Origin of the sequence: Methylococcus geothermalis, from assembly GCF_012769535.1 — a bacterium.
GTDB classification, from domain to species: Bacteria; Pseudomonadota; Gammaproteobacteria; order Methylococcales; family Methylococcaceae; genus Methylococcus; species Methylococcus geothermalis.
This window is the reverse complement of sequence record NZ_CP046565.1, coordinates 2,453,008-2,478,954: the sequence shown is the minus strand read 5'-3', so window position 1 is coordinate 2,478,954 and position 25,947 is coordinate 2,453,008. Positions and strand designations below refer to the sequence as shown.

26 protein-coding genes are annotated in these 25,947 nt (G+C 63.2%); 3 read left to right on the top strand and 23 right to left on the bottom strand.

The genetic code is table 11. From position 1 onward, the window contains the following. Window positions 1–20: 20 nt before the first annotated feature. The 16 genes from GNH96_RS11510 to GNH96_RS11435 all read right to left on the bottom strand — a co-directional run bounded on the left by GNH96_RS11510 (window position 21) and on the right by GNH96_RS11435 (window position 15,990). Window positions 21–818: a sulfite exporter TauE/SafE family protein gene (locus GNH96_RS11510; protein WP_169603808.1), complete on the bottom strand. Its 798-nt coding sequence runs from the start codon at window positions 816–818 to the stop codon at window positions 21–23. Continuing rightward, window positions 815–1,192 (bottom strand): hypothetical protein, encoded by a 378-nt coding sequence (locus GNH96_RS11505; protein ID WP_169603807.1) that lies wholly within the window; start codon window positions 1,190–1,192, stop codon window positions 815–817. Before GNH96_RS11505 ends, GNH96_RS11510 begins: the two co-directional genes overlap by 4 nt. 102 nt (window positions 1,193–1,294) lie before the next feature. Continuing rightward, a complete protein-coding gene (locus GNH96_RS11500; protein WP_169603806.1) occupies window positions 1,295–1,639 on the bottom strand; it encodes a hypothetical protein in 345 nt (114 codons plus the stop codon). Between the two features lie 146 nt (window positions 1,640–1,785). Then, window positions 1,786–3,003, bottom strand: coding sequence for an ACR3 family arsenite efflux transporter (gene arsB, locus GNH96_RS11495; RefSeq protein WP_456085582.1), 1,218 nt, complete (start codon window positions 3,001–3,003; stop codon window positions 1,786–1,788). 184 nt (window positions 3,004–3,187) lie between these two features. Continuing rightward, window positions 3,188–3,676 carry an arsenate reductase ArsC gene (locus tag GNH96_RS11490; protein WP_169603805.1) on the bottom strand — a complete coding sequence of 163 codons (489 nt, stop codon included), beginning with the start codon at window positions 3,674–3,676 and terminating at the stop codon, window positions 3,188–3,190. 55 nt (window positions 3,677–3,731) lie between these two features. Continuing rightward, window positions 3,732–4,229 carry an arsenate reductase ArsC gene (locus tag GNH96_RS11485; RefSeq protein ID WP_169603804.1) on the bottom strand — a complete coding sequence of 166 codons (498 nt, stop codon included), beginning with the start codon at window positions 4,227–4,229 and terminating at the stop codon, window positions 3,732–3,734. Continuing rightward, complete coding sequence (locus tag GNH96_RS11480) at window positions 4,226–4,567, bottom strand: ArsR/SmtB family transcription factor (RefSeq protein WP_169603803.1); 342 nt, start codon at window positions 4,565–4,567, stop codon at window positions 4,226–4,228. Before GNH96_RS11480 ends, GNH96_RS11485 begins: the two co-directional genes overlap by 4 nt. Window positions 4,568–4,715: 148 nt before the next feature. Next, window positions 4,716–4,949 carry a formate dehydrogenase subunit delta gene (locus tag GNH96_RS11475; RefSeq protein WP_169603802.1) on the bottom strand — a complete coding sequence of 78 codons (234 nt, stop codon included), beginning with the start codon at window positions 4,947–4,949 and terminating at the stop codon, window positions 4,716–4,718. A gap of 32 nt (window positions 4,950–4,981) precedes the next feature. Then, entirely contained in the window at window positions 4,982–5,884 is a 903-nt protein-coding gene (fdhD, locus tag GNH96_RS11470; RefSeq protein ID WP_169603801.1) for a formate dehydrogenase accessory sulfurtransferase FdhD, read from the bottom strand. A gap of 6 nt (window positions 5,885–5,890) precedes the next feature. Further along, window positions 5,891–8,734, bottom strand: a complete 2,844-nt coding sequence (gene fdhF, locus GNH96_RS11465) for a formate dehydrogenase subunit alpha (RefSeq protein ID WP_169603800.1) — start codon at window positions 8,732–8,734, stop codon at window positions 5,891–5,893. A gap of 57 nt (window positions 8,735–8,791) precedes the next feature. Next, window positions 8,792–10,342, bottom strand: a complete 1,551-nt coding sequence (locus tag GNH96_RS11460) for a formate dehydrogenase beta subunit (protein ID WP_169603799.1) — start codon at window positions 10,340–10,342, stop codon at window positions 8,792–8,794. Then, the gene (locus tag GNH96_RS11455) at window positions 10,339–10,818 is read right to left on the bottom strand and encodes a formate dehydrogenase subunit gamma (protein WP_169603798.1); all 480 of its coding nucleotides are present in this window, start codon (window positions 10,816–10,818) and stop codon (window positions 10,339–10,341) included. Before GNH96_RS11455 ends, GNH96_RS11460 begins: the two co-directional genes overlap by 4 nt. A gap of 142 nt (window positions 10,819–10,960) precedes the next feature. Continuing rightward, window positions 10,961–12,592, bottom strand: coding sequence for a GTPase domain-containing protein (locus tag GNH96_RS11450; RefSeq protein WP_169603797.1), 1,632 nt, complete (start codon window positions 12,590–12,592; stop codon window positions 10,961–10,963). Continuing rightward, the gene (locus GNH96_RS11445; RefSeq protein WP_169603796.1) at window positions 12,589–14,391 is read right to left on the bottom strand and encodes a GTPase domain-containing protein; all 1,803 of its coding nucleotides are present in this window, start codon (window positions 14,389–14,391) and stop codon (window positions 12,589–12,591) included. The genes GNH96_RS11450 and GNH96_RS11445 overlap by 4 nt, the downstream gene beginning before the upstream one ends. A gap of 157 nt (window positions 14,392–14,548) precedes the next feature. After that, a complete protein-coding gene (locus GNH96_RS11440; RefSeq protein ID WP_169603795.1) occupies window positions 14,549–15,286 on the bottom strand; it encodes a J domain-containing protein in 738 nt (245 codons plus the stop codon). Then, window positions 15,283–15,990 (bottom strand): VWA domain-containing protein, encoded by a 708-nt coding sequence (locus GNH96_RS11435; protein ID WP_169603794.1) that lies wholly within the window; start codon window positions 15,988–15,990, stop codon window positions 15,283–15,285. The genes GNH96_RS11440 and GNH96_RS11435 overlap by 4 nt, the downstream gene beginning before the upstream one ends. Window positions 15,991–16,176: 186 nt before the next feature. On the opposite strand from GNH96_RS11435, the gene GNH96_RS11430 reads away from it, so the two are divergent. After that, entirely contained in the window at window positions 16,177–16,605 is a 429-nt protein-coding gene (locus GNH96_RS11430) for a hypothetical protein (protein ID WP_169603793.1), read from the top strand. Between the two features lie 84 nt (window positions 16,606–16,689). Here GNH96_RS11430 and GNH96_RS11425 read toward each other — a convergent pair whose 3' ends face one another. Continuing rightward, window positions 16,690–19,182, bottom strand: a complete 2,493-nt coding sequence (locus GNH96_RS11425; RefSeq protein ID WP_169603792.1) for an ABC transporter permease — start codon at window positions 19,180–19,182, stop codon at window positions 16,690–16,692. Beyond that, on the bottom strand, window positions 19,179–19,889 hold the full coding sequence (locus tag GNH96_RS11420; protein ID WP_169603791.1) for an ABC transporter ATP-binding protein: 711 nt from the start codon (window positions 19,887–19,889) through the stop codon (window positions 19,179–19,181). The genes GNH96_RS11425 and GNH96_RS11420 overlap by 4 nt, the downstream gene beginning before the upstream one ends. A 16-nt stretch (window positions 19,890–19,905) precedes the next feature. Between GNH96_RS11420 and GNH96_RS11415 the strand changes: the two genes are divergently transcribed. Then, a complete protein-coding gene (locus GNH96_RS11415; RefSeq protein ID WP_228719834.1) occupies window positions 19,906–20,493 on the top strand; it encodes an arylesterase in 588 nt (195 codons plus the stop codon). Next, the gene (locus GNH96_RS11410) at window positions 20,490–20,849 is read left to right on the top strand and encodes a HopJ type III effector protein (protein ID WP_407658824.1); all 360 of its coding nucleotides are present in this window, start codon (window positions 20,490–20,492) and stop codon (window positions 20,847–20,849) included. Before GNH96_RS11415 ends, GNH96_RS11410 begins: the two co-directional genes overlap by 4 nt. A 4-nt stretch (window positions 20,850–20,853) precedes the next feature. On the opposite strand, the gene GNH96_RS11405 is transcribed toward GNH96_RS11410, so the two are convergent. The 5 genes from GNH96_RS11405 to ubiG all read right to left on the bottom strand — a co-directional run bounded on the left by GNH96_RS11405 (window position 20,854) and on the right by ubiG (window position 25,936). Then, window positions 20,854–21,780, bottom strand: a complete 927-nt coding sequence (locus tag GNH96_RS11405) for a transglycosylase SLT domain-containing protein (RefSeq protein WP_228719833.1) — start codon at window positions 21,778–21,780, stop codon at window positions 20,854–20,856. Between the two features lie 450 nt (window positions 21,781–22,230). Beyond that, a complete protein-coding gene (locus GNH96_RS11400) occupies window positions 22,231–23,811 on the bottom strand; it encodes an FAD-binding oxidoreductase (protein ID WP_169603789.1) in 1,581 nt (526 codons plus the stop codon). Between the two features lie 79 nt (window positions 23,812–23,890). Continuing rightward, window positions 23,891–24,439 carry a putative Fe-S cluster assembly protein SufT gene (sufT, locus tag GNH96_RS11395; protein WP_169603788.1) on the bottom strand — a complete coding sequence of 183 codons (549 nt, stop codon included), beginning with the start codon at window positions 24,437–24,439 and terminating at the stop codon, window positions 23,891–23,893. Then, a complete protein-coding gene (locus GNH96_RS11390; RefSeq protein WP_169603787.1) occupies window positions 24,426–25,196 on the bottom strand; it encodes an SDR family NAD(P)-dependent oxidoreductase in 771 nt (256 codons plus the stop codon). The genes sufT and GNH96_RS11390 overlap by 14 nt, the downstream gene beginning before the upstream one ends. Before the next feature lie 14 nt (window positions 25,197–25,210). Then, window positions 25,211–25,936 carry a bifunctional 2-polyprenyl-6-hydroxyphenol methylase/3-demethylubiquinol 3-O-methyltransferase UbiG gene (gene ubiG / locus GNH96_RS11385; protein WP_169603786.1) on the bottom strand — a complete coding sequence of 242 codons (726 nt, stop codon included), beginning with the start codon at window positions 25,934–25,936 and terminating at the stop codon, window positions 25,211–25,213. Between the last annotated feature and the right edge of the window lie 11 nt (window positions 25,937–25,947).

Genomic DNA, 25,947 nt, shown 5'->3' with positions numbered 1-25,947 from the left:
ACAGCAAGGCTTTTGCCGGATCATTGCAGGCAGACCGCCAGGCAATGCCAAATCGACGATAGCTTGTCGTACACGCCGTGAAGGCTATAGCCCGGCAGGGTCGAGAGCTTATAGAGTGTGACCAGGACGATCAGTACTCCGAACAACTGTTTGATGCGGATCGAGGGCACATAGAGACTGGTCAACCGCGATCCCAGGTACGAACCCAAGGCGCCGAATAACAACAGGGTCACCGTAAGTGTCGCATCGAGCCGTGCGGTGCCGATATGGGGCAAGTATGACGAAAAGGACGGAGGGGTGACCGCAAATGCGTTGATGCCGGCCGCTTTCTTGGGATCGTGCCCGGTGAGGATCAGGGTCGGCATGAGCAAGAATCCGGGACCAACCCCGAGGAACCCTGACAGTACCGAGATGGGGGCGGCCAAGGCCAGGGCGAGAGGAAAGCGTTCCTGCCGGCTTTGCGTCTTTACGGGACGGAACAGATTGAACGCCAGATAGGCGACGGCCGCGAGGTAGAGCCACCATACCCAGTGCACCTCGACGCGCTGAACCAGCCAAGCCCCCAGAGGAGCGAAAATCGTCGTGACGACCGCCAGCAGAATCGCCTTCCGCCAGTCCACATAACCGCTTTGGGCGAAGCCGAAGACCGAGAACAGCGCGGTGATGCCGTTGAGCAGCAAGGACAACGGCTGGACCTGATGCACCAGATCGGGCAGGAACAGGGAAAGAAAGGGGACGGCCGCGAAGGCCACGCCCAAGCCCAGCATTCCCGAAACGATGGCCAGGACGAATAATCCGCCCACGACGATCAGGCTCATGGGATCATCTCCCCATCCCCTTCAATGGAAGCGCCCGAGTGAGGGTCTGGAATACCATGCTGTTGGGTCCGGCCAAGGTCACTGACCGGTCGCGGCGTTCTTTTGCTGCTTCGCTGGCAAGGTGCAGCACATGGCGGATCCGCATCAGCGAAGGAGGTTTGTCGTGAGGGGGCTTCGAATTCGATCCCTGTCTCATCAAGCGATATTCCGGACGGTTTGGCCACGAAATCCGCCGCGGCGAACCACGTCTCGACTGGCTTGAAGCCATCTGCGCGATCTGCATGTCCAGCTCTGAGTCGCAGCACAAAGCCCCGTGCCGACGCATGGGTGTATGATGATTCGATGCGTTCGCCACGGATATGGTGATTTTGCATGGAGACTCCTTCCGATCGGTTATACTGCGCTTGAGTTCACGAGCGACGTTTCCCGTCACGATGTCATTACGCCACACGCTCCCCGACGGCGTATCTTGATAGCTAAAACCCGATGACCGTGGCACCTTCGAGGGCGTATTCGGAGAACTTGTCGCGTGCATAGGCCATCTGGATTCCCCGTGCCCTAAAGGCCTCCTCAGCGGCTATGGCCTTGGCGATATCAATGCAAGTGTAAACGGCGATACCTTCCTTCACGAGCCCGTCAATGGCGGTATTGAAAGTTGAAAAGTCGGGGTTCATAAGGGCCTTCTCCGCTGGGCCGAATACGTATACTTCGAGAGCCAATCCTCTTTCATCCTTGATTTGGCGAATGCGCTCCGCCAAGTGTGAACCGGTTCCGAGGGAAGATTCGTCGGCGTGAAATATATGGATCACGATTTTAGGCATGGCGATTACCTCATACTTTCAGGTTGGAGACCAAATGCTGCCGGCTTAATAGCAAACCATGGTTCAACATCACCAAACAGGTGGAAAAATGACGGTATGGAGGCCTATTCTCTATTGACTAGCGGGTCAACGGCACGCTCCGCCATTCATTTGCCTGCATGCCGATGCACGTCCACCGGGCAGCATTCTTCGTAACCGGGAACGCCTGAACGCAGCTCGTACCAAGCGCGGCTGCGGTTGACCACCCCCACTGCCAACAACATCACCGGCACCTCGATCAAAACACCTACGACAGTCGCCAATGCGGCGCCGGATTCGAAACCGAATAGGGCAATGGCCGTAGCGACGGCAAGTTCGAAGAAGTTGCTGGCCCCGATGAGAGCCGACGGTCCCGCAATGCAATGGGGTGACCGAACGGCACGGTTGAGCAAATAGGCAAGTCCCGAATTAAGAAATACCTGGATCAGGATGGGCACCGCCAGGAGTAGGATGACCAGAGGCTGAGCGAGTATCTGCTCGCCTTGGAAACCGAACAGCAAAACCAACGTGCCTAGGAGCGCCGTCAATGATACGGGATGCAAAACCTTCAACAGGCGGTCCAGGCGCACATATCCATGCTCGTGGCGTAATACAAGCGCGCGTCCGAAATTCGCCAGCGCCAGGGGGATGACGATATAAAGCAGTACCGATAGGAACAATGTGTCCCAGGGCACAGTAATGGCCGACAATCCCAGAAGCAATCCGACGATGGGCGCGAAGGCGATGACCATGATGACATCGTTGAGCGCCACCTGCGATAAGGTGAAGTGAGGTTCGCCGCGCGCGAGATGGCTCCAGATGAATACCATCGCCGTGCATGGCGCTGCTGCCAGAAGTATCAAACCGGCGATGTAGGAGTCGATCTGATCGACCGGGAGCCATGGACGAAACAGTTTGCCGACGAAGAGCCATCCCAAGAGCGCCATCGAGAATGGTTTCACGCCCCAGTTTACCAACAAAGTTACCCCCACTCCGCGCCAGTGCTGCACGACGCCTTTCATCGCTTTGAGGTTTATTTTTAATAACGTGGGAATGATCATTAGCCAGATCAGCGCGGCGACCGGTAGATTGATCTTCCCGATCTCTAATCGTCCTACTGCGTGAAACGCGCCGGGGAAGAGATGCCCCAGACCAACGCCAGCAACAATGCAAAGAACTACCCAGAGAGTCAGATAGCGATCGAATACGCTCAACCGTTGTGGCTTTGACGGTGCCATTGACTTGCTGCCGACGGTTGCCCGTGCAGGTTTCCTCACAAACCGAGATGGGCCGTCCGTCGGGGAATGGGTGATCGTCGCGGTGTTTCGGGTTTTCTGCTTTGTCATGGCCGTGGTTCTCTGGGATCAAATCGGGTTATCGAACAAAGAAATTTACCTGCAGATCTGGCTCAGCGCTTCGGCCGCCTCCGCCGGGAAGGCTAGGAATCGCCAGATAAACCATTTTGGGGTCAGCATGCCAACAGATACTTGTCATGCGCTTGCGGGGGACTAGGGGACGGCTTGGGCTTCTTCATGCGATTTTCCCGATGCGTTCCAGTTCCGCCGAAAGCTCGGCGGGGCTCATGTGTTCAATCGGCAGGGCCAGCAACGCCCGCGCCCTGTTCTCCAAGATTTCGAATGTTGCGTCGAACACACGGTCTATTTCCGCCAGCGTGCCCGTCGCCTTGGCCGGATCCGGCATGCCCCAATGGCCTCGAATGGCCCGGCCCAGGTAGACCGGGCAGGCCTCTCCCGCCGCCTCGTCGCACACGGTGATCACGATGTCGAATACGATGTCGCCGAGGGCATCCCAGGACTTGCTGCGCAAGCCGTCCGCGGGCAGGCCGTGCCTGCGCAAGGCCGCCAGGGCGTGGGGATTGACCGTCCCGGTCGGATGGCTCCCGGCGCTCCAAGCCCGGAGGCGGTCTCCGCCGAGATGGTTGAGCAGCGCTTCGCCTAGGATGCTGCGGCAGGAATTGCCGGTGCAGAGCACCAGCACGTTGATCAATTTTGGGTTCATGAGTGTTTCCTTCGCTTCAAATGCCGAAGAGGCCATCTCTCCCATCCAACGTGCGCTAACCCGTGCGTCCTATTTCGCGAAGCTTCCGCTCCAGGGCGAGCCGTTCCAGGCTGAGCGGATTGAGGGCAGTGAACAAGGCGATGCGTCGCGCGAGAAGAGCGAAGGCTTGGGCGAATGCGAGCCGTCGCTCACCTTCGGAGCCCTCGACGGCGGCCGGATCGGCCAGGCCCCAATGGGCGGTGAGGGGCTGACCGGGCCAAGCCGGGCACACTTCGCCCGCGGCGTCGTCGCAGACGGTGATGACGAAGTCCAGCGGCGGTGCGCCGGGGCTGGCGAACTCGTCCCAGCTCTTGCTGCGTGCCCCTTCCGCCGGAATGCCTTCTTTTTCCAGCCGCTCCAGCGCCAGCGGATTGACGTGACCGGTTGGATGGCTGCCGGCGCTGTAGGCGCGGAAACGCCCCCTGCCGAGGTGGTTGAGCAGCGCCTCCGCCATGATGCTGCGGGCCGAATTGCCGGTACACAGAAAAAGCACGTTGTAGGTTCTCTCGCTCATTCACGGGTCTCCTGATCGCTTGCGCATTGAATCGGGGTTGATGTCGTGCAGGGGGCGCCGCTGCAACAATTCTCGGTCAGAAAGCCGATCAGCTCGTTCATCGCCTGAAAATTTGCCGAATAGATGACATAGCGGCTCTCCTGCCGTGATCTGATCAGACCGGCATGGGCGAGTTCTTTGAGGTGGAACGACAAAGATGATGGCGCAATTCCCAGCGCCTCCGAGATACTGCCCGCAGACAGGCCTCCTGGCCCGGTCTGGACCAGCAGACGGAACACCGCCAGGCGGGAATTCTGGGCAAGGGCGGCAAGCGCGGTGACGACGGACTTGATTTCCATATTTCTATGATTATGGAAATAATGAAGCAAAGCAAGAGCCTCACGACGTTCGCGCTCGGCCAGAGCCTAAGTTTCGTACAAGACCCCGCAAATGCGGGGTATCTGAGCGAGATATCTTGTTCGGCGGCGAGGCGGCCGGGGTATCCGCTCAGGCCGCGTTCTTCTGCTGTTCGTCCCTGAGGACGGCCACGGCGTCGCACGCCAGCGGGCTCAGTCCTTCCCCGCCGGCCTGGAGGTGGGCGATGATCTGCCGGCGCATCCGGGGCTCCCAGAACTTGTGCAAATGATCGACCATTCCCTGGACGGCTACGGCGTGGTCGGGCTCGGCCTGGAAAAATGCGCTGATGTTGTTTGCCATCTTGACAAGGTTTTCTTTATGCATGTGGAACCTGGGCTCCTTCTTGGCATTGTGGGTTAGAAACTCGCTGATTGTTCGTGCAGCCGGTGAGGATGGGCATAAACCACACACGTCTCGCCGCGGACGAAACCGACCAGGGTCAGGCCGGTCTCTACCGCGAGCCGGACGGCAAGGCCGGTAGGCGCTGAAATCGCCGCCAGAAAGCCGATGCCAGCCTCCGCGCATTTCTGTACCATCTCGTAGCTGGCTCGGCTGGTGACCAGGACGAAGCCTTCGTTCCGGGACGCGCGGGTTTTCGCCAAGACCCCGATCAGCTTGTCCAGGGCGTTGTGGCGGCCGACGTCTTCCCGCAAGTGAACGAGGCCCTTGCCGGGCACGACCCAAGCCGCGGCATGCACCGCGCCGGTCAACGAATTGATGTCCTGCCGCGCGCGCAATTCCTCCTGGGCGCGGCGCAGATCGGCCACCGCCACGCCGGCGCCCGTCCCGACGGGCGGAGGATGACGCACCGCCTGTTGCAGGGTCGCCGAGCCGCACAGGCCGCAGCCGGTACGGCCGGTGAGATTGCGCTCCTTGCCCGGCAGGCCGGCGAAACGTTCCTCGGTGATGCGCAGTCTCACCTCGATGCCTTCGCTGCGGTTGTGGGCGCGGACCGCCAGGATTTCGGACGGCGAGCGGACGATGCCCTCGGTCAGGCTGAAGCCGATCGCGAAATCCTCCAGGTCCAGGGGTGTCGCCAGCATGACGACATGCGGCACCCCGTTGTAGACCAGCGCGACGGGCACCTCCTCGGCCACCTCGTCGGTCTCGATGCTGGCGATCCCGTCACGCAGGCGTTTGACCGTGACCCGGCTATGGCTGGGCCGGCTTCCGTCTTCCAGGTCCCACCCACCCGGCGCGTCGTCCTCGCCGCTCGGGCACGGAACCGGATCCAAGACGGTCGCCGCCGGGCCCACCATCCCGAATCAGCCCGCCGTGGCCTTTTCCAGGAAGGACAACTGCTCTTCCGTAAAGCTGCGGAACTTCTCCTGCCACTCCGAAGGCGCATTGACCTTGGTTACCTGCACGGCGGTCACCTTGTATTCGGGACAGTTGGTCGCCCAGTCCGAATTGTCGGTGGTGATGACGTTGGCACCGGATTCCGGGAAATGGAACGTGGTGTAGACCACTCCCGGCTGCATGCGCTCGGAAACCACGGCGCGCAGCACCGTCTCGCCCTGGCGGCTCTTGATGCCAACCCAGTCGCCGTCATTGATACCGCGGTTTTCGGCGTCGTGCGGATGGATTTCCAGGCGGTCCTCCGGATGCCAGGCGGTGTTGGCGGTGCGGCGGGTCTGCGCGCCCACGTTGTACTGCGACAGGATGCGGCCCGTGGTCAGGATCAGCGGGAATTTGCTGCTGGTGCGCTCCTCGGTGGGGACGTACTCGGTCAGCATGAACCGGCCTTTCCCCCGCACGAAATGGTCGACGTGCATGGTGGGCGTGCCGTCCGGCGCTTCCTCGTTGCACGGCCACTGCAGGCTGCCGACTTCATCCAGGCGCTTGAAGCTGACCCTGCTGAAGGTCGGCACCAGGCTGGCGATCTCGTCCAGGATTTCCGAAGCATGGCTGTAGTTCATCGGATAGCCCAGCGCGTTGGCCAGCATCTGGGTCACCTGCCAGTCCTCGTAACCCGCCAGTGGCGGCATCACCCGGCGCACCGGCGAAATGCGCCGTTCCGCGTTGGTGAAGGTGCCGCTCTTCTCCAGGAAGGAGGCGCCGGGCAGGAAGACATGGGCGAACTTGGCGGTTTCGTTCAGGAACAGGTCCTGGACGACGACGCATTCCATCGCCTCCAGCGCCGCGAATACGTGTTGGGTGTCCGGATCGGACTGGGCGATGTCCTCGCCCTCGCAATAAAGGCCCTTGAAGCTGCCGTCCAGCGCCGCCGAGAACATGTTGGGAATGCGCAGGCCCGGTTCGGGGTCCAGCTTGGCGTTCCAGGCCGCTTCGAACTGGGCGCGGATCGTGGCGTCGGAGACGTGGCGGTAGCCCGGCAGTTCGTGCGGGAACGAACCCATGTCGCAGGAACCCTGCACGTTGTTCTGGCCGCGCAGCGGGTTGACGCCTACGCCTTCGCGGCCGATGTTGGCGGTGGCCATCGCCAGGTTGGCGATGCCGATGACCGTCGTCGATCCCTGGCTGTGTTCGGTGACGCCCAGGCCGTAGTAGATGGCCGCATTGCCGCCGGTGGCATAGAGCCGCGCCGCTTCGCGCAGGGTTTGCGCCGGGACGCCGGTGACGGATTCCATGGCTTCCGGAGAGTTGCGCTCCTGGGCGACGAAATCCTTCCACTTCCTGAATGAATCCACCTCGCAGCGCGCGTTCACGAAGGCTTCATCGACCAAGCCCTCCGTGACGATGACGTGGGCGAGGGCGTTGACCACGGCGACGTTGGTGCCGGGCTTGAGTTTCAGGTGGTAATCGGCCTTGATGTGCGGAGAGCGGACTATGTCGATGTCGCGCGGATCGACCACGATCAGCTTGGCGCCCTGGCGCACCCGCTTCTTCATCAGCGAGCCGAATACCGGGTGGCCGTCGGTGGGGTTGGCGCCGATGACCATGATGACGTCGGACTTCATCACCGAGTCGAAGGTCTGGGTGCCGGCCGATTCACCCAGGGTCTGCTTGAGGCCGTAGCCGGTGGGGGAATGGCAGACCCGGGCACAGGTGTCGACATTGTTGTTGCCGAAGGCGGCGCGGACCAGTTTCTGCACCAGGTAGGCTTCCTCGTTGGTGCAGCGGCTGGAGGTGAGCCCGCCGACGGAGTCCTTGCCGTACTTGGCCTGGATGCGCTTGAATTCGGACGCCGCGTAGTTGACCGCTTCTTCCCAGCTCACCTTCTGCCAAGGGTCATGGATGCTCTTGCGGATCATCGGCGAGGTGATGCGGTCCGGATGGGTCGCGTAACCGAAGGCGAAGCGGCCCTTGACGCAGGAGTGGCCATGGTTGGCCTGGCCGTTCTTGTCCGGCACCATCCGCACGACCTCGGAACCCTTCATCTCGGCCTTGAACGAGCAGCCGACCCCGCAATAGGCGCAGGTGGTGATGATCGAATGGTCGGCCTGGCCCTTTTCGGCCACGGACTTTTCGATCAGGGTCGCGGTCGGGCAGGCCTGGACGCAGGCGCCGCAGGAGACGCATTCGGAATCCATGAACGACTGGTTCTGTCCAGGGGATATCTTGGACTCGAAGCCGCGGCCGTCGATGGTGAGGGCGAAGGTGCCCTGGGTCTGTTCGCAGGCGCGGACGCAGCGGGAGCAGACGATGCACTTGGAAGGCTCGAACTGGAAGTAGGGATTGCTCAGGTCTTTCTTCGCATCGAAATGGTTCTTGCCTTCGTAGCCGTAGCGGACCTCGCGCAGGCCGACCACGCCGGCCATGTCCTGAAGTTCGCAGTTGCCATTGGCGGAGCAGGTGAGGCAGTCGAGCGGGTGATCGGAGATGTACAGCTCCATGATGCCGCGGCGGACCTGGGCCAGCCGGTCGTTCTGGGTCACGACCTTCATGCCCTCGAACACCGGTGTCGTGCAGGAGGCCGGAAGCCCGCGCCCGCCCTCGACCTGGACCACGCACAAGCGGCAGGAGCCGAACGGTTCCAGGCTGTCGGTAGCGCAGAGTTTGGGAATGTCGATGCCGATGCTGGCGGCCGCACGCATGACCGAAGTGCCTTCCGGCACGGTGGCGGTGAAGCCGTCGATTTCGAGGGTCACCATCTTGTCGGAAGCGCTGGGCGGCGTGCCGAAATCTTTGTCTTGTAATAGAGCCATGGGGCTATCTCCTCTCTTGGTCGGTGCTTGCAGGGCACCCGTCAGGGAAGGGCGGCGTCAGGCGACCTGCGCCACGCTCTTCTCGCCGAAATCTTCCGGAAAATGGTTGAGGGCACTGAGCACGGGGTAGGGCGTCATGCCGCCCAGCGCGCACAGGGAGCCGGCCAGCATGGTGTCGCCCAAGTCCCGCAACAATGCCAGATTCTTCGCCCGGTCCTGGTCGTCGATGATGCGGTCGATGACTTCCACGCCGCGGGTCGAGCCGATCCGGCAGGGCGTGCACTTGCCGCAGGACTCGATCGCGCAGAATTCCATGGCATAGCGCGCCATTTTGGCCATATCCACCGTATCGTCGAACACCACCACGCCGCCATGGCCGAGCACGGCCCAGATGGCGCTGAACGCTTCGTAGTCCAGCGGGGTGTCGAACTGGGACTCCGGCATGAAGGAGCCCAGCGGACCGCCGACCTGCACGGCGCGGATCGGGCGCCCGCTGGCGGAACCGCCGCCGTAATCGTACAGCAGCTCGCGCAGGGTCATGCCGAAGGCCTTCTCGATCAGGCCCGGGCGCTTGACGTTGCCGGCGAGCTGCAGCGGCAGGGTGCCGCGTGAGCGGCCCATGCCATAATCGGCATAGTACTTGCCGCCCTTGTCCAGGATGATCGGCACCGAGGCCAGCGAGATCACGTTGTTGATGACCGTGGGTTGGCCGAACAGACCTTCGATGGCCGGCAGTGGCGGCTTGAAGCGGACCATGCCGCGCTTGCCTTCGAGGCTCTCCAGCAGGGCGGTTTCCTCGCCGCAGACATACGCGCCGGCACCCAGGCGGACTTCCAAGTGGAAGCGCTTGCCGCTGCCGAGGATGTCATCGCCCAGGTAGCCGGCCTCGAGGGCGGCCTCGATGGCCTGGTTCAGCGCGATTTCGGCATGCGGGTATTCGACGCGGAGGTAGATGTAACCCTGGGTCGCCCCCACGGCGAGGCCGGCGATGGTCATGCCCTCGATCAGCACGAAGGGATCGCCTTCCATGATCATCCGGTCGGAGAAAGTGCCGGAATCGCCCTCATCGGCGTTGCAGACGATGTACTTTTGGTCGGCGGGGGTGTTGAGCACCGTCTTCCATTTGATGCCGGTGGGGAAGGCGGCGCCGCCGCGGCCGCGGAGGCCGGAAGCCGTCACTTCCTCGACGATGGCGGCCGGGTCCAGCCCCAACGCGTTGCGCAATCCGCGGTAGCCGTCGTGGGCCAGGTAATCGTCCAGGCTGACCGGATCGGTGATGCCGACCCGGGCGAAGGTCAGGCGCTCCTGGTTCTTGAGGTAAGGAATCTCTTCCGTGGGGCCCATGCACAACGGATGCGCCTTGCCTTCGAGGAAGCCGGCGTCGAACAGGCCGGCGACGTCGCCCGGCTGCACCGGCCCGTAGGCGACCCGGCCGGCAGGCGTGGCGACCTCCACCAGAGGTTCCAGCCAGTACAGGCCGTGCGAGCCGTTGCGGACCAGATCGATCGGGAGATTGCGCTTGGCGGCTTCCATCTGGATGGCGCCGGCCACCCGTTCGGCGCCGAGGCCGAGAGCGCTGGAGTCGCGGGGGACGTAGACGGTGGTCATGCGGCGAACTCCCTCAATTCATTGATGATCGCGTCGAAGCTCTGCGGGGTGACACGGCCGTGCACTTCGTGGCCGATCATCATCGATGGCGAGCAGGCGCAATTGCCGAGGCAGTACACGGGTTCCAGGCTGAAGGCGCCGTCTGCCGTGGTTTCGTGGTAATCGATGCCCAAACGCGCCTTGATGTGCGCCTCCAGCGCCTCGGAATTCATCGCCTGGCAGGATTCGGCCCGGCACAGGTGGATCGTGCGCTTGCCCGGCGGGGTGGTCCGGAAATAGTGGTAGAAGCTGATGACGCCATGAACTTCGGCACGCGAAAGATTCAGTGCCTTGGCGATCTGCGGAACCGCGTCTTCCGGAATGAAACCGATACGGTCCTGGATTCCGTGAAGAATGGGCAAAAGCGCCCCCGGCATGGATTTCTTCTGTTCGATGACTTCCGTCACCGCATCGCGATCCCATTCGGTCTGCGTCATGGTGCGTCTCGTGAGTGCCTAACGAAATAGTTGATCAAAGTAGTATGGATTTATAGCACAACGGCAATCCGGTGCAATAGGCTTTAACCCAAAAATTAAAGCACTTTTATCCTGCCTGCTCAATGACGTATAGGCTCGTCGCTCAGCGTTTCGCCAGCAGTCTGGCGATTCTCGAATCCTCAAAACCCTTGTTATTCGTCGGGGGTTCACAGGATTTCAGCCATGCCGACGCCGTTTCGGAAAGCTGTTCGCTTTGGCGTCCCAGGTGATCCAGGCATTGGGAAACTCCCTGGCCGATTTCATTCAGTCCGACCTCCAGACCACTGCGGATCCCGCGCAGGGCCGCGCGTTCGGCGGATGGCTTGAGTAGGCGGTACAGCAGGTAAGGCAGTAGCCAGGCCAGGGCGATCAACAGGCCGCTGTGCACGGCGAAATCGACGCCCAGGTAACCCAGATGCTCGGTGCTGCTGCGGTAATAGAAGGTGACCACGTTGAACGTGACCCAGCCGGCCGCAGCCAGCGGCAGGAGCGAGGCGAGCACCCAGCAGAGCCGGTAGAGCACGCGCTGCAGCCGGTTGCCCGGACGGGCGAGGGCGCCGCGCAGCCGCTCCTCGACCCGCCTGCCTACGGTTGGCGCAGCGCCGTCCCTGAAAGGTGCCAGCGCCTGCTGTAAGGGTTGTCGCGGCAATTGCCGCGTGTCGGCATCGACGGCGAGGGCCGCGAGAGCGTCTTCCCAGTGCTGTTGCGCCCACGGATCCCAGACGGCATTGACGGACGGGGTGGCCCGGCCGGCCGTGGGCTCAGGCGGATTCAGCGATTTGAGGCGGCCCTGCAAAAATTCAGTGGCGGCTCGCTCCGTCACCCAGGCGAGTCCGCCTTCGATCTCGCCTTGACTCACCTCCCATTGCGCCTCCCAGCGGGCACGCAGCGCGTCCCATGCTGGACGTTGCTCCAGGCGCGCCTTGATCAAGTCGAGGCGCGTCTGCAGCTGCCGGATGCGGTAGGCCAGCGCCTGGGCGTCGACCTGGTCGACCAAGTGCTTGTCCGCCAGCTCTTCGATCAGTCGCTCCAAGGCGGCGAAATCGTCCGCCCCGGCGGGCGCGCCGTCGTCGCTGGCGCATTGGGTGCGGAACAGGTAGGGCTCGGCGAAACCGCCTTCCTTCAACAGTCCGAGGAAGTCCTGGATCTGGACGGGGTCGCCGTGGTCCCACTGGTTCATGACGAAGGCCCAGGCGTGGGTGCCGCGTTCCTGCATCAGCATCCGCCAGCCGCAATCGTCGCGGTAGCGTTCCGGGCTGACCACATAGATCAGCAAATCGATGTGCGGCAGCCAGCGCAGCGCCAGATCCCGGTTGGAGGGCTCGGCGCTGTCGATGTCCGGCATGTCGACCCAGACCAGCCGGCGCAAGGCATCGTTGTGGTGGTGGGCCAGCCTGACGCGGTCCAGGGGCACGCTGGTCGGAAACCGGTCGAGCCGCACCGATTCGTGGGCATAGAGCGACACCTCGCGTGAGGTTGGCCGTTCGACGCTGACTCTGGCCACGGCGTCCCCGGCGAGGCGGTTGAGCAGCGAACTCTTGCCGACACCGGTGCCGCCGAAAAAGCCGACCACCAGAGGCCGGTGGACGCTGCCGTCGAACAGTGCGCCGGGCCCCGGCTCATCCTGGTCGCCGAACGGCTCGACATCCTCGCGGGCTAGCCAGCCGGCGTGCGCCAGCGCCTGTGCCCAGGCGACAACTTCGCTCCGGAGGGTGGAATAGTCCTGCTGATTCATGATTTCCGGGATGGGCCGGCGAGTTCCCGCTCCGCTGCTTCGATGGCGTCGACGGGAATGAAGAAACCGGTGTCGTAAGGCATGTCTTCGGGCAAACGGAGGAGAGTTGCCGCGAGATGATCCTCGAACAATCCGCTCACCGCGGCGGCCTGGCGTCTTTTCAGGTCCTCGGCGGCGCGCTGGACGTAATGGCCCAGCGCGCTCTCGGTCAGCAGCGAGGTGAGCGACAGGATGGCCGGGGCGATCACGAAATCCTGCAGCCCGATTCCGCCCGTGTGCAATCCCACCGCCAGCGCCGCGGCGTCGGTGGTGACGCGGGTGGCCCTGAGGCTGTTGAGCACCGCCGGATGTTCACGCAAACGGTCGTACAGCGCATGCGCCGTGTTTTCGACTTCCGGCTCGAAGTCCCGCGCGTAGGCCGAGGCCGCCTGCGAGAAGCGCTCGATAGCGGCGGGTTGCCGCTGGCCGAGTTCGCGCCCCAACGCCAGCCACCACGGCCGCGTGTCGGCAGCGTTCTCGGCCATGTCGGCCGCCTCCTGGCGCAGCGTGAGCATGACGTGCGAGGCGGCCTGGCGCAGCACCGACTGCTCGCTGCCCAGATTTGCGGCATCGGGCCGCCAGCGGCGCCCGATCTGCCCGATCTGCCGCATCGGCCAGGTCATGATCCGCCGCATCTGCGTCAGCACCCGCGCGATGCCGGGGATTTCCAGCAAGGTCAGCAGCTCGGCCAGGGCCCGCTGGAAGGTTTCGTAATGGTGGGGGTGGTCAAGATAGTCGCGGCGGTAGATCCGGTTCGCGGAAGCCACCGCCCGGCCAACCAGGGCGCGCCATTCCCGTTGGGCTTTCTGTTCCATGCGGACCGGTTCGAGCCAGCGCTCCCAATTGGCTTGTATAAACCTTCGCAACGCCGTGACTTGACGCGTCCTGTCCGGTTGCCGGAGGAAGGTTTGGGCCGCTGCGACCAGCGAATCCACACCGGGAGGCTCGGTGGCGCCCCCGCCAAGATAGGGCAGGGAGACGATCGGGGGTGTCGCATCGCGCCTTGCTTGGCGCCATTTTTCGCTCAGCGAACGCACCAGCGTTTCCGCTGCCGCGGCGGGCGTCTTGTTCAGGCAAATGAGGCTGGGGATGCCGAGCGGCTCGATCATGGCCAGCAGCTCCCATACCGACTGGTCGGCATACTTGTCCTTGCTGAGTACGCAGACAAGCAGGTCCGACAGGGCGATGGCCCGGAGCAGTCCGCCCCGGTACCGTTCCGAATCGATCGAATCGAAATCCGGTGTGTCCCAGACGACGACGGGGACGCCCAGCCGGGGAGCGTCGGCACGGGCCGACTCGAGGCCGAAAAACCGGAAATCCTCGGCAGGCAGATCGGAGATGCGCCTCGCCTGCAGCGGTTCGAAGTACCGATGCAGAGCGGAAAGGGTTTCGTCAGCGCAGCCATAGGCAAATCCCTGCGGATGGCGGGTGAATCCTGCAAGGGGACTGGCCACGGCGGCATTCGCGCCCAGCAGCCAGTTGATCACGGAGCTCTTGCCGGCCTGCGTGGGGCCGATGACGGTGATCTGAGGCGGCGTCTCGCTCGAACCGAGCCAGCGTAACCGCAGATTCGCCAGCTGGATCGAATGCAGGTTCCGGCGATGGTCCGTCGGCCGGACAGCCCCGGTTTGGGCCAAATGGTCGTCCTTGCGCACGTAACAGTTTTCCAGCCTTGCCAGGAACTGGCGCAGAGCCGGGCCGCAAGGACCGTCGCCGGAACCCACGACCAAGGCGTTGCGGGGCGGGCTTTCCTTTCGCATCAAGAGTCCCTCCCCGGTGCCGCGGGAAGCTGAATACGGCCGGGCGTTTCCGGAGTGCGATACGCTGAGCTGGAGTCCATGAGCAATGAGGTGGTCAGGAGGGCCGGGGCGAAGCCGGCCTGTGCGTCGGGGAATTTTAGCGCGTTTGAGCCCGCCATTACCGGTTTTCCCGCAGCAGCACGTCTTTGGCCTGATTGATCTTGGCCGCGAGATAATCCGAACCTCCTCGGTCGGGGTGCAGCTTCTGCATCAGCCGCCGATGGGCTTCGACGACGGCATCGCGTTGCGCGCCTTCCTTCAAACCCAGGATCGCCAAGGCTTCGGAGCGGCTCATCTTGCCTGACGCGAAAGAGCCGGTGCCGGCATCGTCCGCACCCGCACCGGTACCCGCCCGCCAGCCAGCACCCATCACCCGGTCCAAGTAAGCGCCCAGCAGGCGGGCGGACTCGGCATCGGCCCGTGTCAGTTCGGCGTGGAGCTGCCGCAATTCGGCCGGACTCAAATCGTAGAGCTGGCGGCCTGCCTGCCGTCCGGCGAGTATTTCGCCGCGGATTTCTCCCGTGGTCCGGTCCAGGCGCATGCGGAGGAACGGCGTTTCCACCACCGATGCCTCCGCGGCGTCGAAGGTTTTCCGGCGCCACAGGCGTTGCAGGACGGGCAGCAGGGGAAGCAATGCCGGGAGCAGCCGAAGCAAGACCGCGAATACGGCACCCGCCAGCGGCAGGACCCAGCCCAGGCGGCCGGTCGCGGCCAGCCCGACGAACAAAAGCAGGATGAGCCATGGTGCCATTCGGCGAAAGCCGCCGGCCAGGGCGGGACCCAGCGCCCGCAGCAATGCCCCCAGAGCAGGCAGGACGAGCAGCAGGATCAGAAGCAGCAGGACGATCTGGATCAAGGCTGGCGCAACTGCCGGGTCAGCTCGGGTATTGCCGCGTCCCCGCGTCCCGCCAGCGCCTGCATCGACCGGATGCCGCCCGCGGCGTAAACGGCGACGGCACGAAGCAGTCGGGCAAGACGGTCCGGGCTGCCTGCGTCGAAGCGCGCATAGGCACCGCCGCTCAATCGGGCAATTCCCCGGAAAACCGTCTCGACTCCCGGATCATCGCCTTCCTGGAACATAAAGACGCGGACCCCTTGCAGGCCCAGCTGGCCCGCCAGGGCAAAGAGCGGTTCCTCGTCCTCTTCCCATGCATCTCCGATGAATACCAGGGCATTCACCCGTTCCCGCCGATGTTCGGCCAGCGCATGGCGCAACACGCGATCCACCTGGGTATAGCCGCTGACACAGCCGATGCGCTCCATTTCCGTCCGCAACGCCTGTGCCGTGGTATGCCAGGGGAGCGTTTCGAAACCATCGAATCCCCGGTAATAGCAGAGCTGGATGGCGAGCCCGCCGGCCTCTGCCGCGACCTCGAACATCTGGGCTTGGAGCCGGCTGGCCCATCGCCAGGTGGGCTCGCGGCTCGCGGTAGCGTCGAGAGCGAAGATCAGACGGCCAAGGCTTGGCGCCGGCTTGAGTTGCCGAACCGCGGTCATTTCCGCCAGGAAGGCGTCGACTCGGGAAGCGTTTCCCCGCACCGCCGGCGGTTTTTCGTTCATGCCATACCTCAGGGTCGATCAGCGATTCGCGGGTATTTTCTGGTCATACCGCACAGTGTACCGGAGACGCCGCCGGCGGTTGAGTCCCGGCCGGGGGACGCGCCTTGTTCGATGATGGTGCGACATGGTAACGTGCGCGTACCCTGGGAAGGGGGAGACTTGATCCCAAAGAGGAGGTAATAACGAATGTCTAACGAAAACAATGGCGAAGGAAGCGCTAAACAAAGCATTTTAGACACGCTCAAGGCCAATCCGAAAGCGCTGTATGCGGCAGGCGGGGCCCTGGTCGTCATCCTGCTCGCCTTGGCCATGGGCGGCGGCGGGACCGGGGAGGTCCAGGTCAAGACCGCGGTCCAGGTCGGCCAGACGGTGGTGGTGTCCAACCCCAACGTCGGCGATTCCCAGTTGACCGCGGCGCCGGGATTGATGAACGTCGCGTCCGGCGAAGAAGAGAACGACGAGCAAAAAGTCTGCGTGGTGAAATCGGGCACCCGGGCGACGGTGGAAGAAGAAACCATCGTGGGCGCTCTGCCCTTCGTGAAGCTGAAGATTCTGGATGGCCCCTGCGAAGGCAAGAGCGGCTGGACTTCCAAGGTCAACGTGTCCGTGAATTGAAGGCGGTGGGCGATGGGCCGGGGCCGGGACTGAACCTCCCCATCGCCGCTCCAGCACAACGTTTGTCCGTTCAGCCAGACCCATCTAGGACAGATCGCGTAGAACGTCGGCGGGGCTGGTACCGACGACTCTGCCCGCACTCCATCGTCCCGCAAACCCCACGCTCAATGCGCCGAGGCAGGGCGCGACGAACCAAAGCCAAGGGTGGGCGTGCGGCGTCAGATTCATCACTCGGGAAAATACCACGGCGCCGACCGATTCCGCGCAGGCGACGGCAAGGATACCGGCGAGAAACCCCAAGCTCGCAAACTCTATCCACTGGCTCGTTTGTAGAAGCGACGCGTCTGCACCGACGGCCCGTAGCAGCGCATCCTCCCGCATCCGCTCCTCCGCCGTGGCATGCACCGCCCCGAACAGGACCGTGAAACCGGCGACCACGGCAAAACCCAGAACGACTTCAACCGCCAGCGTCACCTGTTGCAGAATGGCCTGAAACTGCTTCAGCAGAGCATCGACATCCAAGAGGGTCATGGCCGGAAACGCTTTGACCAGGGCGTTGAGCACCGCGGTCCGCTCCTGCGCAACGTGGAAGCTGGTCAGATAGGTGCGCGGCTGGTCCTGCAGGCTGCCGGGCGAAAAAATCACATAGAAATTCGGGGTCATCGAGTCCCAGCGAACGCTGCGCAGGCTTTCTACCCTCGCTTCGATCTGCGTGCCGGCGACATCGAACGTCAGGCGTGCGCCGAGGCGGATGCCCAGTTCACCGGCGAGCTTCTCCTCCACGGATACGCGCAGGGGCCCTTCCGACCACCAGCGCCCCTGGACGATGCGGTTGCCGGATGGCACGGCCTCGCTCCAGGTGAGGCTGAGATCCCGCTCGATGGCGGCTTCCGCCTGCGAATCCTTCGGCGCGAGCAGCCGCACATCGGTTCCGTCCACCTGAATCAGCCGTCCGCGAACGATGGGATAGAACTCGCTGCTTTCGATCGACTCAGCAGCCAAGAACTGCCGGAACCGGTCGAGTTCGGTATCCTGCAAATTGAGCGCGAAAAAGTTCGGCGCATCGGCCGGAAGTTGCCGCTTCCACTCGGACACGAGTTCGTTCTGCACGATGTAGCTGACCAACATGGCGGCCATCGCCAGGCCGAAGCCGATGATCTGAAACGAGGCGAGACGCGGCCGGCGCAGCAGATTGTGGAAGCCGAGACGCCAGACCAGAGGGCGCCGCCGCATCAGCGCAGGCAGCCGCCGCAGAATGTAGCCGAGGCAAAAGCGAAACCCCGTCAGAACCAACACCCCGCCCCCAAGGATGAGTGCCGCCAGCAGGGGATCGCGGGCGGGACGCAGCAGGAGAATTCCCAGCGCCGCGACAGCCAGCCCCAGGCTCAGCCAGACGCCGGGCGGCGTCGGCACCCGGTCGCGCCGCAACACCCGCAAAGGTGGCACGCGCATCAGTCCAGGCAAGGGTGGAACGGCGAATCCTGCCAGGATGACCAGCCCCATGAGCGGCGCGACCAGCAACCCCTCGAGCCCGGGCTGGGCCAGGCTGTGGGGCAGGAGCCCCGCGACCGTTCGGGCCAGGCCGGCCTGGATGAGATCACCCAGGACGCTGCCGAGTATCGCACCAGGGACGCCTACGATCGCCAGGACGAGGGCGTAAATCGTCAGGATGTCGTTTTTCCCGGCTCCCAGGCATTTGAGCAGGGCGGTGGTATCGGCATGGCGCTCGGTGTAACGCCAGGCGCTCATGCCGATCGCCACCCCGGCAATCAGCACGACCATCACGCTGGTCATGCCCAGATAGCGTTCGGCACGGTTCAGCGCCGTGCCGACCTCGGGACGGTCCTCATGCACATCCAGCAGTCGATCGCCGTGCTGCAATTGCGGCTTGAGCCAGGTCTTGAACCGTCTCACCGAGGCATCTTCGCCAGCGAACATATCGTAGTAATGCACCCGGCTGCCGGGCCGGATGACCTGCGTGGCCGGCAGATCCGCCAGGTTCATGAGCACGCGGGGTGACAGGCTGTAAAGATCGCCGCGCCGGTCCGGTTCGTGGGTAAGGATCCGTTCGATACGGAACTGCGCGGAGCCCACGGTGAGCGACGAGCCGATCGTCAGGCCGAGGGTGCCGAGCACCCGCGGCTCGACCCACGCCGTCCCTGCCGGCGGAACGCCCGCTTCCACCTGTTCGGCCGCCGTTTCCGCGGCGCGGGTGCGGAGTTCGCCGCGCAAGGGATAGGCCGTACTCACCGCCTTGATCCCGGCCAGCAGAATTTGCTCGTTTTCCATGAGTACGCTGGGGAATTCGACGCTGGCCGCATGCGTCAAGCCCAGCGTCTGCGATTTCTCGACCCACGCCGCCGGAATCCGGCGATGACTCGCCAGCGTAAGGTCCCCGGCGATGAACTCCGCCGCATGGTCGACCATCGTGCGGGCCAGCCGTTCACCGAACAGCTGGGTCGCAGCCGTGGCGGCAACCGCGATCACCAGCGCAGCCAGCAGGATGCCGAGTTCGCCTCCCCGCCAGTCGCGCCTGGCAAGACGCCAGGCCAGCCGGAAATTGCGGGAAGGGGTCATGACTCGAGAATCCGCCCGGCTTCCAGCCGGATCAGGCGATCGCAACGCGAGGCGAGGCGTGCGTCGTGCGTCACCAGCACCAGGGTCGTGCGGTGCTCGTGGTTGAGATCGAACAGCATGTCGATGACGGTCTGGCTGGTGCGGTTGTCCAGGTTTCCGGTCGGTTCATCGGCGAACAGGATTGCCGGCACGGTGACGAAGGCGCGGGCCAAAGCCACCCGCTGCTGCTCACCGCCGGACAGCTGGCGGGGATAATGGCCGAGGCGATGCCCGAGACCGACCCGTGCCAGCATCTGGCGGGCCCGGTCCTGGGCGTCGTCGAGACGGCCGGCGAGTTCCAGCGGCAGCATGACGTTTTCCAGGGCGGTGAAGCTCGGCAGGAGTTGGAAGGACTGGAATACGAACCCGACTGTTTGGGCCCGCAGGCGCGCCAGCGCGTCTTCGTCGAGCCCGGAAAGGCACCGGCCGTCGAGTTCGATCTCGCCGTCGGATGGCCGATCGAGCCCGGCGAGCAGGCCGAGCAGGGTCGACTTGCCGGAACCGGAGGTGCCGACGACCCCGACGCTCTCCCCCTGTTTGATCGCCAAGTCCACACCTGTCAAGATATCGACCCTTTCACCGGCGCTCTCGACCCATTTGCCCACCCGTTTCGCCATGATCAAAGCGCGTTCGTTCCTCGGTCCGGCATCGTTGCTGTTCTCGTCCATCACGTCTGGTTTCATCTTGGGAATTTCCCACCCCGCCCAATCCGCAGAGGCGGCCTCGGTGCTCGTGCTCGGCGACAGCCTCAGCGCCGCCTACGGCCTGGCGGATAGCAGCAAGGGCTGGGTCGCATTGTTACAGGAAAAACTGCGGGCCCGGAACATCGCGGTGGTCAATGCCAGCATTCCGGGCGATACCAGCGCCGGCGGACGGGCTCGCCTGGCGCCGGCGCTGGCCGCGCACCACCCCCGGATCGTGATCCTGGAACTCGGCGCCAACGACGGTCTGCGCGGACTGCCGCCGTCGACATTGAAGGCCAATCTCGGTGCGATGGTCGACCAGGCCCGATCGGCCGGGGCACAGGTCTTGATCCTGGGAATGAAACTGCCACCAAACTACGGCAACCGCTATGCGGAAGCCTTTGAGCGGGTCTATGACGACCTCGCCAAGGAGAAAAAAGTGGAGGTACTGCCATTCTTCCTGGACGGGGTAGGGGGCAACGACCACCTGGTGCAGCCCGACGGCCTGCATCCGAATGCCGAAGCGCAGCCCATCCTGATGAACAATGTACTCGACAGACTCGATCCGATACTGACTTCAATCAAATGACCATGACGACAGAGGAACTCATTGCCCGTGTTCGAAAAGGCGAGCGCATTGCCTTCCAGGATACGATCCAGGCCATCGACTCGGCCTACCACTTCACTCCTACCGAGTTTCGCAACGGGGTGGGAGACGACATGGTGATCAATCCGGCCGGCGCGAACTCGGGTTCATGCAAGATTTTCGGCTTCGCCCAACTGCATCGGCTTTCCGCCGAAGAAACTCTTGCGTTGTTCGGCGACTACTACTGGCAGGACGTGCTCGCGCATCCGGCGGGCGATGATCATCGCAACATCCGGACATTCATGAAATACGGCTGGGACGGAATCGGCTTTCAGGCGATACCCCTGACACCACGCTGATCCGCTAGCCGTGCCTGGCGTTCCGGCTGAGCGCGGACAGCGCAGCACCGCGCTTGCCGGCGCTTTTCCGTGATGGTCCCAGCTTCGCGCCGTCGAGGCTTGAGGCCAGAATGGCGGCGCTCTCGACCGGCAGCAACACGTCGTAGCTCCGTTTGGGCGGTCGCACGTCGGGTCTGAGGGCTGGGTTCATCTTGAAAAACTCCTGCTCGGGGAGTCCCGAGCCGGCGACGACCTCGGCCACCCGCACCTTGGAATCGACCTCCACCCTTGCCAGGTAGGGCTTATCCTGGATATTCCGAAGCTTCACCCCATAGCCTTCCGGATTGGCGATGATGCTGGACAACGCCAGGATCCGCGGCACGTAGGCGCGGGTTTCCGCCGGCAGGTCGAGCGCCCAGAAATCACCGTCGCGGCCGGCTTTGAGGCTGGCCGCGACCGCCCGCTGCACTGCGCCTTCGCCCGCATTGTAGGCCGCCAGGGCCAGCAGCCAGTCGCCCTTGAACACGGTGCCGAGATGCTTCAGGTAAGACAGGGCCGCGGAAGTCGACGCATGGATGTCGTAGCGGCCATCGTAGGATTGATCCACGGTAAGTCCGTGCTCCTCGCCCGTACTGCGTACGATCTGCCACAGGCCGGCGGCATCGCGGGACGAGAGGGCCTGGGTGTCGAACGCGCTTTCGACCATGGGGACGACCAGCACGTCCATGGGCAGTCCCTTGCGCTCGATTTCGCTCGCCAGATAGTGCAGGAAGGGCTCGCCGCGTCTTGCCAGCACGTCGAGGTATGCCGGATTGCGCGCGATCGACTCGATCTCGGCATCCACCGCCTCATGCCGGATGTCGTCCAGGACCAGATGCTGCCGGATATGTTGCCAGAGGCCATCCCTTCCCGGCCGGTCGGGGCTGGACTTGACCAGACGCAGACTGGGCAAGCCCCTGCCTTTCCGGCCTTTGCCTCTTTGCGGGCTTGCGATGCCGGATGGCTTTCCGGAAGGCTTCTCGCCGTCCCAAAGACGGCTTGCGAGCCGGTCCTGAAGAAGCGCCAAGTCCGATGGCAGACGAAGATACGCCTGGTCGTCCGGCTTTGGAGGCTTCGATTCGACATGGCGATGCGGCATCGAATGCTGGCCGGCCGGCGGTAGGGTGTGCGCACAAGCGGCCAAGAGGGGCGGGAAGGTCAGCGCGCCGACCAGTCGGCTCGCTCTTCGCAGCAACGCGGACCGCCCTCTGCGTCCAGCGACGGCGGACGCTGGGGGCGGATGTCGTTTGGTCATAAGCTTATGAGTATTTTGGACAGAAGTCGGTGATCCATATCTTATGATCACCGATTTTGCCCGAAACACCCGGCCGCGACAAGCTTGTATCTTGAAACCAGGCAGCTCTCACTGCTTCTTCACCATTTGGCGGATTTCAACCGGTGCCGCCCGGCCGGCTGCTGATACTTTGTCATATATTTCGTCGAAAGCCAGTTTGCACAACGGTAATTCTTCGCGCAAACGGTCGTAACCGGTATGATCGAACATCCGTCTAAAATCGGCGCGACTCAGAGTTGTTTTTGCATAAAGCGCCTGATAACCCTTGTGCTGCAGCACGAACTGTTCGAGTCTGCCCAGCACCTCCCTTGCATCCGCGTCTTTCTTCTTCAGCGTGCCGTAGGCGCCGATATCCACGAACAGTTCGTCCTCGACGCCGTCTTCGTCGCGGAAGGGATGGACGGAACCCCTGTTGGAGTCGTTACGCCATATCGACATAGGGGAAAGCCAGAGAGGATAGAGTGCGGTTTCTTCATCGAAATGGTCGATGGATTTCTTCAGGTATCGGATGGGCATGAGCATGTCCTGAATCATCTGATGGCGTTCCCTCAGCTCCCGCGTGGTTTCGGTTTCCGTATATTTCAGAAGCTCGATCCTGGGTGGCAGCGCCCAGCCCAGGAGCATCCGGAACATCGGATGATTGCCGAAGGGTATGACGTCTTCCATCATCCAAAAATAGCCCCGCGTGTGGCGGTGAAAATAATCCTTCAGCGGGATATATTCATTGCCATTCCGGCCTGTTTTCAGATAAGTCTCTACATGCTTGAAAAACCATGGTTTGTACCAGCGGTTCAGGGGGTTGATCGGGCCATCGCTGCCGGCTTCGTCAGTCAATCTGCCGTACATGACGACTGCGCGGTCTCTGCCGTAGACTATCCCTTCCACGAAATCGTTATCGGCGTTGCGGGACGCCCGCTCGAACAGCCTTGTCATCTCGTCCAGAGAAAATACCGGCTGGTAATGTAATCTGACATATCGTTTCGACGGTATTATCTTCAACTCGGCTGCCACGAGAAAGCCGAGCGTGCCGTGACTCCATGGAATCTGATCAAATAATGCCGGATTTTCGGAACGACTGCAGCGAACGAGCTTCCCCTCCGCGGTTACGATTTCGAAAGATTCGCATATATGCTGAAAGAGCCCGAACTTGTGGCTGCTGGTTTCGATCCCGAAGCCCATGATCAAGCCCCCCACGGTCAAATCGTTCAGCTCCGGAACAACGGGGAGCATCCACCCCTTCGACCTCAGGCGGGAGGATATCTGCCCCATGGTGACGAGCGGCTCGACCCTGACGACACGGCGTGATGCATCGATTTCCAATATGTCATACAGATCAAGATAGATTTTTCTGTGAGAATACTTATATCGAGGCACGAGTTCGCTCATGCTTTTCCACCCGGATCGTCCGGTACACAGCTTTTCCTTGCAGCCTTGATCTTTCCAGAGATCGATCTGACGGATCACCGCCATGACTTTGGCATCATGCTGAGCTGGCGCGCTTTGCAAAAGAAACGTCCAGCGATTTCTAAGATTCACATATGCGGCATAGATGACGGAGATCGGTAACAGGAACAGCGTGGCGAAAATGCCGCGGTGATGCGTCAGGACATATTCGAGCATGCGACCGGAAAGGCGGGAAACGTGTTTCATTACTTCGTTGCTTTGACTGGCTTGGCGAGAATAGCCTCAAGCGGCCATGCTCCGCTTGCCGAAGCATGGGTTGCAGCGGTCAAAGCATCCCAAGCTGCAGCTTGGCGACTTCCGACATCATGTCGCGGCCCCAGGGGGGGTCGAACACGACGCTGACCTCCACCGCGGACACCGACGGCAGATTTTTCACCAGGCTTTCGACGTCGCTCTGCAGCACGGGGCCCATGCCGCAGCCGGGTGCGGTCAGGGTCATGACGATTTCGACCTTGAAGCCGTCCGCGCCGTCCGGGATGACGCGGCAGGCATAGACCAGCCCCAGGTCGACGATGTTGACCGGAATCTCCGGGTCGTACACCGTGCGCAGGACTTCCCACACGTTCTTTTCCACCGATTCGGCGTCGGCCTCGGGGCTGATGCCGGGCATGAGGGGCGGTTCCTTGCCCAGCGCGTCGGCGTCCATGCCGGCGATCCGCGCCATGTAGCCGCGCTCGGTGGTGACCGTGAAGTTCCCGCCCAGCGACTGGAACAGGCTGACGACCTGGCCTTGCGCCAACACGCAAGGGGTGCCGTCGGGAATCTGAACCGCATTGACATCTCGCCGCAGTACGATGTCTTCACGTCCGTACATGCTGAAATTCCTCCTCGATGACGGATGGTTCGACTGCTGCGCGGGCGATTCGCTCGCCGTTGAGGTAGGGACTGTCGCTGCGCATCAGGTCGATGAAATAAGGGGCAAGCACCGCCGGGTCGGCGCCGGCTTCGGCGGGAAAGGCCTTACGCCGCAGGCGTGTGCGGATCGGGCCGGGCGCGAACAGGTTGACCCGCAGGGTGCCGGCACCGTCGTACTCGTCCGCGAGAACGAGCGCGAAGGCTTCCAGGCCTGCCTTGGCGACGGCATACGGTCCCCAGTAGCCACGCCGACGTTCGGCTTCGGTGTCGGTGACGACGACCACGGCGGCAGCTTCCGTGTTCGTCAGCAGGGGCAGCAGGGTCCGGGTCAGGCGGAAGGCGCCGGTCAGGTTGACATCGAGCGCCTGGCTCCACTGAGTCTCGGTGACGTCCCGTAGCGGGCCCAGATAATCCATGTGCGCGGCGCAATGGATCAGCCCGTGTAACGCGCCGAACCGGGATTCGATCGAGCCCGCGATTGTCGACAGTGCTTCGGGAGCCGCGGCGGCCAAGTCCAGCGGTGCCAGGAGCGGTTCGGGTCCGCCCCGCTGGACGATGCGGTCGTAGGTCGACTCCAGCCGGGCGAGGGTGCGGCCCAGCAGGATCACCGTCGCGCCGGCGCCGGCGCAGGCTTCCGCGGCCAGGGAGCCCAGATCGCCGCCCGCGCCGGTAACCAGGACGATGCGGCCGTCGAGCGTAGGCTTGGAGGTATTCATGGTGCGGCTGGCGTTCAACAGCCCCCCTGGTTTTCCGTCCCGGGCTTGTGGAAAGCTGCCAGGTAATTGACGCCGATGTCGGATGTCAGGTGGAACTGGCCGGTGATCGGGTTGTAGCCGATGCCTTCCAGGCCGGCCAGCTCCAGGCCGCGGCCGCGCGCCCAGCGGCTCAGTTCGGAGGGACGGATGAAGCTGCTGAAATCATGGGTGCCCCTTGGGATCATGCGCAGCAGGTATTCCGCGCCGACGATGGCCAGGAGATAGGCCTTGAGGTTCCGGTTCAGGGTCGAAAAGAACACGGTGCCGCCGGGCTTGGCCAGTCTGGCGCAGGCGGCGACCACCGACGCAGGTTCCGGCACGTGCTCCAGCATTTCCATGCAGGTCACGACGTCGAAGGCGCCGGGCTGCGAGTCCGCCAATTCCTCGGCGCTGATCCGCCGGTATGTCACGGCCAGGCCGGATTCCCGGGCATGCGCTTCGGCGGCGCCGAGGAGGTCCTCGCTGAGGTCGATTCCCAAAGCATCCGCACCGCCCTTGGCGAGCGCTTCGGTAAGGATGCCGCCGCCGCAGCCCACGTCGACCGCCTTCCGGCCCGCCAGGGAGACATGCGCCTGGATGAACTGCATCCGCAGGGGGTTGATGGCGTGCAGGGTCTTCAGCTCGCCGTCCGGCTCCCACCAACGGTGGGCGTGGGAGCCGAATTTCTCGATTTCGCCGATATGGACGTTGTCGGTTGCCATGAGTCTTAGCC